The organism is Streptomyces sp. QH1-20 (assembly GCF_041283565.1).
GTDB classification, from domain to species: Bacteria; Actinomycetota; Actinomycetes; order Streptomycetales; family Streptomycetaceae; genus Streptomyces; species Streptomyces syringius.
In genome coordinates this window covers 422,240-433,535 of record NZ_CP166299.1, presented here as the reverse complement: position 1 = coordinate 433,535, position 11,296 = coordinate 422,240, and the positions used below count along the sequence as shown (strand labels likewise).

The window sequence follows — 11,296 nt, the reverse complement described above, 5'->3', positions numbered from 1 at the left end:
CAGTTGTCCACAGCCCCTCGCGCGCCGCGCCGTGAGCTGCCATGCTGAGCTCGTGGCGGTGAGCTATCAGGCAATCACTCTACGTGTTCTGAGCGAGTGTTCGACGATCGGGTGGACGCTGCGTGACGGTGACACCTGGTGCATGGTCACGCCGCCGCGCCATGTGCCACGGCAGCAGGGCTGGAAGCTGCACCTGTCCGCGACCCCCGCCTCCGCGGCCCGCGTTCTGGAGAGCGCGACCCGGGTCCTGGCGGCCCACGCGTGCGCGTTCAAGTTCGCCGTCTCACCACGGGTCACCGCCGAACTCACCTCGGTCCGGGCGCCCCGCGCGCAGTCGGGCAAGTTCCTCACTGTCTATCCTCTCGACGACGATCAGTTGCGGATCCTGACCGGGCAACTCCACGAGGCCACTGTCGGACTTGCCGGACCGGCCATTCTGTCGGACCGGCGGTACCTGCCGGACAGCCTGGTCCACTACCGCTACGGCTGTTTCGCGCGGCCCCGTGAGCTCAACGACGAAGGTCTCTACGAAGGGCGGCTCCAGGCACCCGACGGAACGTTCGTAGCGGACGAGCGCAACCCGTGGTTCTCACCACCCCCTTGGGCCCGCCCCCCGTTCGACCCGCCCGCCCGCGCAGCCTCGGGCCGCCGCCGCGGCGACCCCGTCCTCCTCGCCGACCGCTATCTGGTCCGTGAGGCCATCCGGCACTCCAACCGTGGTGGTGTCTACCGCGCGAGCGACCGGCGGACCGGTGACGATGTCCTGCTCAAGGAGGCCCGGCCGCACATCGGAGCCACCTCGGACGGCAAGGACGCCAGATACTGGCTGCGCTACGAGGCCGGCATCCTGAAGCGGCTCGCACCCCTTGGCATCACCCCTGCCGTCCGCGACGTCTTCGCGTCCGCCGGTCACGTCTTCCTCGTGGAAGACCTGATCGACGGCAAGAGTCTGCAACGGTGGACCACCGACGCCCTCGCACGGGACGTCCAAGGGCTGCTCCCGGTCGCGGCCCTGTGGAAGCTGGCCCGCGAACTCACCCACATGATCGGCCGGATGCACGCGGCCGGATTCGTCCTGCGCGACCTCAAGCCCGGCAATATCGTGATGACCCCCGACGGCACCCCCGTCCTCGTCGACATGGAATGCGCGGTCCGCGCGGACGAACGGGCCCATGTCGTCGGCACCCACGGCTTCACCGCCCCCGAGTACCTGGGCACCCCCGACCGGGACAGCGACTCACCACCACCCGCACCCGGCCCCGAAGTGGATTGCTACAGCCTGGGTGCCACCCTGCTGTACGCCGCCACCGGCATCATCCCCCTGCTCGCCGACGACTCCGTGCCCCGCCGTCCGGCCGGTGAACGGCTCGCGGAGATCGTCGACACCGCCGCACCGGCCGCGCCCGCGCTCCGGGCGCTCGCCCCCCTCGTCATCGGCCTCACAGCGGACGGCCCGTCCCGCTGGCCATTGGAGAAGGCCGCCGCCTTCCTCCGGGCGGACCCCGTCGGGACACCGGTGTCGGCCGCACCCGCGCCGACGCGCGGTGTCGTCGACCGACTGCTGGCCGACGGCCTGGCCCACCTCGCGGCCACCGCCGAACCGGACGCGGAACACCTGTGGCCCCGGCCGCGTTCGGCTCCGCTCAGCGACCCCTGCAACGTACAACTGGGCGCGGCCGGTGTGGTGGCCGTCCTCGACCGGGCGGTCCGCTCCGGCGAGACCACCGCCGAGCCGCTGTTGCGGACAGCGGCCCGGTGGCTGGACCGACGGCTCACCGCGCCGAGCAGGATCCTGCCCGGCCTCTACTTCGGCCGCTCCGGCACGGCATGGGCGCTCCACGACGCCGCGCGGACGCTCGGCGACCAGGGAATGGCGGACCGGGCCGTGGCATACGCCCTGCGCATCCCGCTCGACTGGCACCACCCCGACATCTGCCACGGCCTCGCCGGCGCCGGCCTCGCTCAACTGCACCTGTGGCACGCGACGGGCGATCCACGATTCGCCGATCGCGCGTCGGAGTGCGCCGACCGGCTCGTCCGCCTGACCGCGGGCGCCGAGCACGGCGTGGACTGGCCCGTCGGTCCGGAACACCGCCGCGAGCTCGCCGGCTCCGCCCTGTACGGCTTCGGGCACGGCGTCGCCGGGAACGCCGCCTTCCTCCTCGCCGCCGGGCGGGACCTGGGACGAGCGGACCTCGTCGACATCGCCACCGGGGCGGGGCACGCCCTGTGCGCCGTCGCCGAACCGCGCGGTGACGCGGCCGTCTGGCCGAAGGGGCCGGGCCGGACCGAACGGACCGATCTGAACTTCTGGTGCCACGGCGCCTCCGGCATCGGAACGTTCCTGGTCCGGCTGTGGACCGCCACCGGCGAGGCGCGATTTCGTGAGTACGCCGACCGCGCGGCGCGGGCGGTGCACCGGGACCGCTGCCGGATCGGCCCCAGCACCTGCCACGGGGCGGCCGGCAACGCCGAGCTGTTGCTCGACCTCGCCGACGCGACGGGGGAGGAGTACTACCGCACCCGGGCGGCGGAGACCGCCATGTGGCTGTCCGCCCGGGCGGTCCGGCGCGACGGCCGCCTGCTGGTGCCCGACGAGACCCTGCGCGACGTCAGCGCCGGCTACGGCGTCGGCCTGGCCGGCGTGCTGGATTTCCTGCTGCGCCTCACCCACGGCGGCAACCGATCCTGGCTGGTCGACCCTCGATGACCGGCCGACACCACCACAAAAGGAGAAACCCACCATGGAAACCGAGGTCCTGGAACTCCAGGAACTGCCCGAGACGGATGAGCAGTCACTGGAGCCGATGATGTGCTGCGACACCATCTTCACCACCGACCGCACGGACGGATGCACGGAGCCGCCCCGCTGTCGCTAGAAGAACCCAGAAGAACCCAGAAGAACCCAAAGAACACGGACAACGTGAGCCCGTTCCGTGCGGCCGGCCGGTACGGCCGCACGGAATCACCCGGGGACGAGGAGCCGACGTGGCGGGATGGACGGCCGTACTGCCGCCCGACACGGCCGCCGCGGCCCTCGATCTGGTCACCACCTTGGCGGGTCGGCCGCGCGCCACCCCCACCTGCGTCCGCCCCGACCTCGCCGGCGGCGGACCGGGGCTCGCCCTGACGTACCACCAGTTGGACCGCTGCATGCCGGGGCTGGGCTGGGACGCCATGGCCGACGGCTATCTGTCCGCGGCCGTCAGAGGCGTCGAGCGGCTCGGCACGAGCACCCCCGCGCTGTTCGGGGGCCTCGGCGGCCTCGCGTTCGCCGCCTGGTCGCTGTCTCCCGACGCCCCCTCGTTCCGTTCCCTGCACGACGGCGTCGCCCGGGAAGCGGGGCGGCGGGCCCGGGCCCTCGGCGACTCGCACGGCATGCCTGTCCGGGTTTTCGACGTCATCTCCGGCGTGACCGGTACGGGCGCGTATCTGCTCGGCCGCCGCCACGATCCCGCCGCCCGTGACGCGCTGTGTGCCGTGCTCACCGCCCTCGTGTCGCTGTGCGGTGAACGGGCAGGCACACCCCACTGGTACACCCCCGCCGAGGCCCTGAGGGACGCCCGGACGCGCGAGGAGTTTCCGTACGGCGTCCTCGACTGCGGTCTGGCGCACGGCGTTCCGGGGCCGCTCGCGCTGCTCTCCCTGGCCCTCGACGCCGGCGTCACCGTCCCCGGCCAGCGGGAGACCGTCGCCCGCGTGGCCGGATGGCTGGCGGAACACCGCACCGATGACGCCTGGGGCCCCGACTGGCCCGGAAGGGCACCACCCCCCGGCCGGCCCGCTCCCCGAGTCCGACGCCCCGCCCGGGCCTCGTGGTGTTACGGCAGCCCCGGCGTTGCCAGAACGCTGTGGCTCGCCGGGACGGCGCTCGACGACGCCTCCTTGCGTGCCCTCGCGGTGGACGCCCTCAAAGCCGCCCTCCGGCGGCCCGCGGCGCGGCACCACGTCGACGGCGCCCCTGGTCTGTGTCATGGAGTGGCCGGGCTGCTCCACATCACGTCCCGCTTCGCGTCGGACACCGGCGACCCGGAGCTCGCGCGGGCGGCGACCGCGCTCGCCGGGCAGTTGCTCACCTCACCCGCCGCGCTCTCGGCCGAAGGCCCGGGGTACCTCGAAGGCGCGGCGGGCGTGGTCCTCGCCCTGCTGGCGGCGGCCACCGATGTCGCACCGATGTGGGACCGGCCCCTGCTCCTGGCCTGATGCCGGTCCGGGCAGAGGTTGCTACCGCACGAGGTCGCTCGGGTCGGTGTTGGCGCCGCACAACACCACAGCGATCCTCTCGCCGCGGCCGGGCACGTAGGCCCCGGAAGTGAGGGCCGCCAAAGCGGTGCCCGCGGCGTGCTCGACCGCGAGGCGCCGGTGGTCCCAGAGCGACTGCCGGGCCTCGACGATGGCGGCGTCGGGCACGAGCACGGCCTGGACATCGCCGTGCTGGGCTGCCTCCAGAGCGGTGCGGGAGACGCGGCGGGCACCCAGGGAGTCCGCGGCGACCGAGTCGACCGTGACGTCGACCGGCCGGCCGGCGGCCAGGGCGGCGCCGAGGGCGCGGCAGTGCTCCGGCTCGGCCGCCACGACACGCACACCGTGCTGACGGGCGGCGGTGGCGACACCGGCGAAGAGGCCCCCGCCACCGACGGCGACGACCACGGTGTCGAGGCCGGGGAGCTGTTGGTGTATCTCGTCGAGGAGGGTGCCGGCACCGGCCGCGATGAGGGGGTGGTCGTAGGCGTGGGAGGCGAGCGCCCCGGTGGTGGCGGCGAAGTCCTGGCACGCGGCGAGTGCCTCGGCGTACTCGGTGCCGGTCAGGCGCACATCGGCCCCGTAACCCCGGAGTTTGGAGACCTTGACGGCGGGCGCGGTCCCGGGCAGGAACACGGTGGCGGGCACGCCGAGCCGGCGGGCGGCCCAGGCGCAGGCGAGTCCGGCGTTCCCGCCCGACGCGATGGTGACCCCGGCGTCGGGCAGGGCGCCTTCCTCCCGGTGCGCGGCGAGGAAGTTGTGCGCGCCGCGTGCCTTGAAGCTGCCGGTGTGCTGCAGGTGCTCGAGGGCGAACCACATCTCGCACGGCAGACCGCCGGGTTCGCCGGGATCGGCCGGGGCGAGGACGACGGGCCGGACGTGCCCGGCGACCCGGCCGGACGCTCGTTCGATGTCGTCGTAGGTGAGGCGCTGCACGGTGGGATTTCCTTCCGGCGGGGTCGGGGCCGAGCGAGGCCGGCCGGTGCTCGTTCTCGAATCCTCGCAGGTCGGGCCCTTGGCGCTGAGGGCGGTCCCGTGCGGCACCAGGCGGCCCGTGCCGGATTCGCCTGCTCCGAACCAGCAGGCCGAAAATCGACGAACGCTTGGCCGGAAACTCGAAGACGGGTGCGATCGGTGTGCGGCGGGATCAAACGTGTCCGCCCCGTACGGGGTAAGAGGGCGATCTGTGGCAGTGAGCCGCATTTTCCGTCGTAATGATGGGCCGCTCATCCGACATGCCGGAGCTGGGGAGGTCGGGATCGGTGACACGTCCGCGCGCGGTGGTCATTACGGGGTGCTCGTCCGGAATCGGTCGTGCCGTCGCCCTGCGCCTTCTCGGCCGGGGGTACGCCGTGTACGCCACCGCTCGAAGCACCGAGCCCTTGCGGGAATTCGCCACCGCGGGAGCCGAGGTCCTGCCGGTCGACCTCACGGACCAGGCGTCCATGGAGGAGTGCGTACGCCGTGTGGAGAAAAGGCACGGAGCGGTCTGGGGGCTGGTGAACAACGCGGGGTACGCCCTGGCGGGCCCGGTCGAGGAGCTGGACCTGCGCGACATCCGTCAGCAGTTCGAGGTCAATGTCTTCGGGCAGCTGGCCATGGCCCAGTTGGTGCTGCCGGGCATGCGGAGGACGGGGGAGGGGCGCATCGTCAACATCTCGTCCGTCGCGGGCAGGTTCACGCTTCCGGGCGCGGGCTGCTATCACGCCAGCAAGCACGCCCTGACCTCCTTCAGCGACGCCCTGCGGTTCGAGACCCGCCCCTTCGGGGTCCGGGTCAGCACGATCGAGCCGGGTGCCGTCCGGACCCGGTTCATCGCGACGGCCTTGCGGCTCCTCACCGCGCACGAGGCGCGGGACCCCGTCTACACGGCGTTCCGCGACGAACTCGCCCACTGCTACCGGCGCGTGCAGCGCTCTCCCCGGCGGTACGGCGTCGGCTCGCCGGCGGGCGTGGCCCGGGCCGTGGAACGGGCCCTGAGCGCTCGGTCACCCCGGTCGCGCTACGTGGTAGGCACGGCGGCCCGGGCGTCACTGGGCCTGCGGCGAACGCTGCCGGGGGCGTTGTTCGACGCGTTGGTCCGCACCCAGCTGCCCACACCGTGCCCCAAGAGGTGAGCGGCGTGCGACGGTGGGGCGTCCTCGGGGTCCTGTGCCTGTCCTTGATGCTGCTCGGCGTGGACCAGACGGTTCTCAACGTCGCCCTGCCCGGGATGCAGCGCGAGCTGCGTCTCGGCTCGGCGCAACTGCAGTGGGTGGTCGGCGCCCATATGCTCGCCCTCGCCGCGGGGGTGCTGGCAGCGGGGAACTGGGGTGACCGGCGGGGGCGGCGCACGGCACTGCTGGTGGGGCTGACGGTCTGCGGCCTGGCATCGGTCCTCGGTGCCCTGGCTGTCGGCGCGGGAGGCATCATCACGGCCCGTGCGCTGATGGGTGCCGGTGCCGCTTTCATCATGCCGTCCACCCTCTCCATCGTGGTGGAGGTGTTCACGGACGCCGGGCGGCAGGGGCTCGCCATCACCGCGTGGGCGACGGTCGCGGGGGCGGGTGTGCTCGTCGGACCTGTTCTCGGTGGCTGGCTGCTGGAGCACTACTCCTGGCAGTCGTGCTTCTGGGTCAACGTTCCCCTGGTGGCGGTCGCCCTGGTGGGCGTGGTCTTCCTGGTACCGCCCTGCCGGCAGGATGCGGCGCCCGCCGCCGATCCGGGGGGTCTGCTGCTGTCGTGTGCCGGTCTGTTCGCCGTGGTGTGGGCTCTCATCCAGGCACCGGCACGGGGCTGGAGCGACGCGACGGTGATGACCGCCGCGGTCGTCGGCCTGGCGCTGCTCGTGGCGCTGATCCGGTGGGAACAACGGGCACGTGCGCCGATGCTCCCCGTCGAGCTCTTCCGGAACCGCGGTTACGCGGTGTCCGCGGCGGCGCTCTCCCTGCTGTTCTTCACCCTCGTGGGCTCGACGTTCGTCCTCACCTTCTACTTGCAGGGCCTGCGGCGGATGTCGCCTCTCGAAGCGGGGTCGACCATGCTGCTCGGAGGGGCCGGAGTCGCGCTCGGCGGCCTGCTCTCGGCGGCCGGGGCGCGCTGGACGCGGCCCAGAGGGGTCCTGGTCGCGGGCATGGTGCTGTGCGGGTGCGCCTTCGTCCTCCTCGCCGGGACCACCACCGACACGGCCATGGGCCGGCTGCATGCCTTCCTCGTCGTCGTCGGGCTCGGCGTCGGACTGGCGGGCGGGCCCGCCACGAGCCTGATCATGCGGGCCGTGCCGACGGAGCAGGCCGGCATCGGGGCCGGGATGAACGACGCGGTACGCAGCCTGGGCAGCACCTCAGGGGTCGCCGCGATCGGGTCGGTCTTCAACACGGTCTACTCGGCGCGCATGAGCACGACGGCGGACGGAACGGCCGAAGTGACACCGGGGGCCGTCCGGGACCACTTCCTGCGCGCCGTGTCGGAAGCCGAGCACCTGGTCGCCACGGCCACCAAGGGGGACACCGCCCACCGGCTCCACCACCTGGAGCAGGCCCGCCGACTGGTGCGGGACGCGGAGCACGCCTTCGTCGTCGCGCTGCAGACGACGTCCTGGGCCTGTGCCGGTGTCTGTTTCGCCGGCGCATGCCTCGTGCTCATGACGCTTCCCGCCGAACGCCGCACGACGGCAACCCCCGGGCCCCCGACGGCCGTTCCCCCCGCGGCGGTGCGGCATGGAGCCGGGAAATGACCGCGGTGCGCGCCCTGCTCGTCGTCAACCCGGTCTCGACGGCCGCCGCCGCGGCCGGCCTTCCGGCGATCACGTCGCCGCTCGCCGCCGTCACGAGACTCGACGTCGCCGTCACCACGCACCCGGGCCACGCCGGCGAACTGGCGCGTGGTGCCGGCCGGGACGGTTTCGGCGTGGTGCTGGTGCTCGGGGGCGACGGAACCGTCAACGAGGCGGTCAATGGCCTGCTCGCCGACGCCCCGGACGCCGGAGTGGAGAGCCGCCCCGCCCTGGGCATCCTCCCTGCGGGAGGCATGAACGTCGCCGCGCGCTCCCTGGGGCTGCCCCCGCACCCCGCACGCGCCGTCCGGCGCCTGGTGGCCGCGCTGAGTCAGGAACGACGGACGGTCGTCAGCCTGGGCAGGGCCGACGGCCGCTACTTCCTGACCGGCGCGGGCATCGGCTTCGGCGCGGAACTCATGGCCCGGGTCGACGCGGCACGTTCGGCCGGCGGGCGCCCGCCGACCTGGAGGCGCTATCTGACCGAAGGGGCACGGCAGTTCCGGCACGCCACCGAACGGAGGAGCCCGGCGCTGCGCGTCGAGGCCGAGGACGGCAAGGCGGTTGACGACGTGTGCGCCGTCCTGGTGGCCAACGCCTCGCCGTACGCGTACCTCGGGCCGTGGCCCCTGTCCCCGTGCCCGCGCGCCTCCTGGCAGGGAGCCCTGGAGGGGTTCGCGCTCACCACACTCTCGGTGCCTCGCTGCACGGCCCTGATGACCCGCATGCTGCTCGCACCACGGCGTGAGCACGGCGGCCGGGCAGTGCGACGCTTCCGTCAGCAGAGGACGCTGACGGTCACGGCCGACGCGCCCTTCGCCCTGCACATGGACGGAGAACCGCTCGACCGGTGCCGCCGGGTGCGTTTCACCTCCTTGGAACGAGCGCTGGCCCTCGCGCTCTAGCCCACCCCCGACGACATGCCCGCAGCCAGGCCGAACACTCACCATGGGAGTACATGTGCGCTTCACCGGCGTGACCGATCGGACACTCGCACACCAGGGCTTCCCCGCGGAACACGACGGTCACGGTGAGGTCCCCGCACAGGGCGGCGACAGCGACGGCCCGGACGGTACGGGCGAACTGCCGCCCGTGGTGCGCCGGGACATGCTCCGCTTCAGCACCGGCATCAGCACCCACCTCATCGCGCTCTACCCCGACGTCCTGGACCTGACCGTCACCCGGGACCTGCTCGGGCTGGCGGAGGACCAGTGCCTCGACCCCGCGCTCGCCGAACAGATCGCGGGCCGGCTGCACGACACCCTCGTACGGCCGGTGCGCCATCTCATCGACTCGGGCGGACACCGGTGGCGTCCCTATCTGCTGGCCAAGGTCATCGATGTGCTGGGCGGCGACAGCGAGCGGTTCGCCCCGCTCCTGGCCGCCGGTGAGCTGATGCACACCGGCTCGCTGATCATCGACGACATCGAGGACGACGCCGGCCTGCGCCGGGGCAGGGCCGCGTCACACACCGTGTTCGGCACGGCTGTCGCCCTCAACGCCGGTACGGCGGCCTACTTCGCCTTCGACCGGGCCCTCCACCTCGTCCTGCCCGATGACGTGCCGCTGCGCTGCGCCGTCCAGGACGCGTATCTGCGGGCCTTGCGGTCCGCGCACGCCGGACAGGCACTCGACATCATCGGGCTGCGGGAACAGATGGACACGGCGGTCGCCACGGGCCGGGCGGGCCCCCTGCTGGAGCAGGTGCGCCTGACGCACCGGTTGAAGTCCGGCATCCCCGTGCGCACCGCCTTCGAGGTGGGTGCCCTGCTGGTGGGGGCGCCGCCGGACCTGCGGCGCGGCCTTCAGCGGTTCGGGGAGGCGATCGGAACGGCCTACCAGGTGACCGACGACGTGCTGGACCTCCGTGGGGTGATGCGCGCGGGAGCCCCGACGAAGACGGTGGCCGAGGACCTGCGCAACGGAAAGGTCACCATGCCGCTGGCGCAGGCGGTGGCGCTGCTGCCGCGCCAGGAGATGGCGGACATGTGGCAGCGGATCCGCGGTGGTGCGGTGACCGACGGCACGGTGCGGGAGGTGGTGACCGCACTGGAGTCCTGCGGAGCGCTCCATGCCTGTGTGGAGGAGACCGAGCACATGCTGCAGCCCGCGTGGACGGCCTTGCGGCCGCTGCTGCCGCGCACCCGCCCCGCCCTGTTCATCCAGGCCCTGGCCCGGTTCACCGTCCGGCGCGCGCGCGTCGCCTGACGCCAGCCCGGCTCACGTACGCCCGCGCCACCGGGGCTCGACGGCGGTGGGCGCGCTGACCCCGAAGTCCTCCACCGTGTAGTCGTGCTGGGTGCCGGGGTAACTGCGGACCTTCGGCGGGTGGTCGTAGAAGGACCGGCGCCGTGGCGGCAGGAGGCGCGAGCCGCGGGCCCGCAGCCGAAGTCCCAGCCGGGCGAGGTCCGCCACGGCACGCGGCTCGGGGTAGGCGAACGCCCGGCGCAGCGGTTCGTCCATGAGACCGATCACCATCGTGCGCATGACCGGCCGCAGTGGGCCGGGCACCCAGTGGCAGGCGACGTCGACCGCGTGATCGGCCACGCGGCGCCCGCCCGGTGCCGGGGCGAACCGCAGTGCCTCGTATTCCCGGTTGTACCGTTCGAAGTCCTCGTAGCGCCCGGGGATGTCGCGGATGTTCATGCGCAGGCCCACGTTCCGGTAGAAGTGGAAAGCGGCGACTCGTTCCTGTGCGACGAGGGGGCGCCACCCGTACCGTCCGATCCATCTGATGGGCTCGAAGACGAAGGCGGACAGCGTGTACAGCAGATCGGCGTTGTCGATGGCGTACCAACTGTGCGCCCTGTTGATCGTACGCAGGGCGGTCCTGCCTTCGGGTGAGTCGTATCCGTACTTGGCGAGCGCCGCCATGAGGACGAGCGTGTCGTCGTAACGACGTTGTCCGGCGTGGGCGAACTGGCCGGTGGCATCGATGAGCCCACCGATGGCGGGAACGGCGAACGTGCGCAGGAGTGCCAGTTCCAGGGCGCGCTGGTAGTCCCAGGGGAACTCCAGGCCCGAACTGATCCGATAGATGTGCGCATGGTCGCGTTCGGCGTCGAGGGTGGCGAGGTGCCGGGCTCGCGCGTAGCGGTCCCCGCGGCGTGGAGGGTCGAGGTGCCTCGGTGCCATCGCGCATCCCTCTGTTCGGCTCTCGCGGTCCGGCGCCGATGCTCCCCGGATCCTCGCGCTCCTGGGAGCTCTTCAGGGGATGACCATACGATCGGGCGAACTGTAGGGCGCCCGGCCGCCTCGTGCGGTCGTAGCGCGGGCGCACGGCCCACGCTACGACCGGAC

Annotated in this window: 9 protein-coding genes; 7 read left to right on the top strand and 2 right to left on the bottom strand. The window is 72.8% G+C overall.

Annotated features, from left to right (window positions below; translation table 11 throughout):
• Window positions 1-58 precede the first annotated feature (58 nt).
• From lanL to AB8O64_RS02045, 3 genes are all read left to right on the top strand, one after another.
• Window positions 59-2,710, top strand: coding sequence for a class IV lanthionine synthetase LanL (lanL, locus tag AB8O64_RS02055; protein WP_370417542.1), 2,652 nt, complete (start codon window positions 59-61; stop codon window positions 2,708-2,710).
• A gap of 34 nt (window positions 2,711-2,744) precedes the next feature.
• Window positions 2,745-2,879, top strand: coding sequence for a hypothetical protein (locus AB8O64_RS02050; protein WP_263454252.1), 135 nt, complete (start codon window positions 2,745-2,747; stop codon window positions 2,877-2,879).
• Window positions 2,880-2,988: 109 nt separating this feature from the next.
• The gene (locus AB8O64_RS02045) at window positions 2,989-4,203 is read left to right on the top strand and encodes a lanthionine synthetase C family protein (protein WP_370417541.1); all 1,215 of its coding nucleotides are present in this window, start codon (window positions 2,989-2,991) and stop codon (window positions 4,201-4,203) included.
• Window positions 4,204-4,224: 21 nt separating this feature from the next.
• Here AB8O64_RS02045 and AB8O64_RS02040 read toward each other — a convergent pair whose 3' ends face one another.
• A complete protein-coding gene (locus AB8O64_RS02040; protein ID WP_370417539.1) occupies window positions 4,225-5,178 on the bottom strand; it encodes a threonine/serine dehydratase in 954 nt (317 codons plus the stop codon).
• Window positions 5,179-5,504: 326 nt separating this feature from the next.
• Between AB8O64_RS02040 and AB8O64_RS02035 the strand changes: the two genes are divergently transcribed.
• From AB8O64_RS02035 to AB8O64_RS02020, 4 genes are all read left to right on the top strand, one after another.
• Window positions 5,505-6,359: an SDR family oxidoreductase gene (locus tag AB8O64_RS02035; RefSeq protein WP_370417537.1), complete on the top strand. Its 855-nt coding sequence runs from the start codon at window positions 5,505-5,507 to the stop codon at window positions 6,357-6,359.
• Between the two features lie 5 nt (window positions 6,360-6,364).
• The gene (locus tag AB8O64_RS02030) at window positions 6,365-7,957 is read left to right on the top strand and encodes an MFS transporter (RefSeq protein WP_370417535.1); all 1,593 of its coding nucleotides are present in this window, start codon (window positions 6,365-6,367) and stop codon (window positions 7,955-7,957) included.
• Complete coding sequence (locus AB8O64_RS02025; protein ID WP_370417533.1) at window positions 7,954-8,901, top strand: diacylglycerol kinase family protein; 948 nt, start codon at window positions 7,954-7,956, stop codon at window positions 8,899-8,901. Before AB8O64_RS02030 ends, AB8O64_RS02025 begins: the two co-directional genes overlap by 4 nt.
• Before the next feature lie 70 nt (window positions 8,902-8,971).
• A complete protein-coding gene (locus AB8O64_RS02020; protein WP_370417532.1) occupies window positions 8,972-10,204 on the top strand; it encodes a polyprenyl synthetase family protein in 1,233 nt (410 codons plus the stop codon).
• A 12-nt stretch (window positions 10,205-10,216) separates the two neighbouring features.
• On the opposite strand, the gene AB8O64_RS02015 is transcribed toward AB8O64_RS02020, so the two are convergent.
• A complete protein-coding gene (locus AB8O64_RS02015; protein ID WP_370417531.1) occupies window positions 10,217-11,131 on the bottom strand; it encodes an oxygenase MpaB family protein in 915 nt (304 codons plus the stop codon).
• Window positions 11,132-11,296 lie beyond the last annotated feature (165 nt).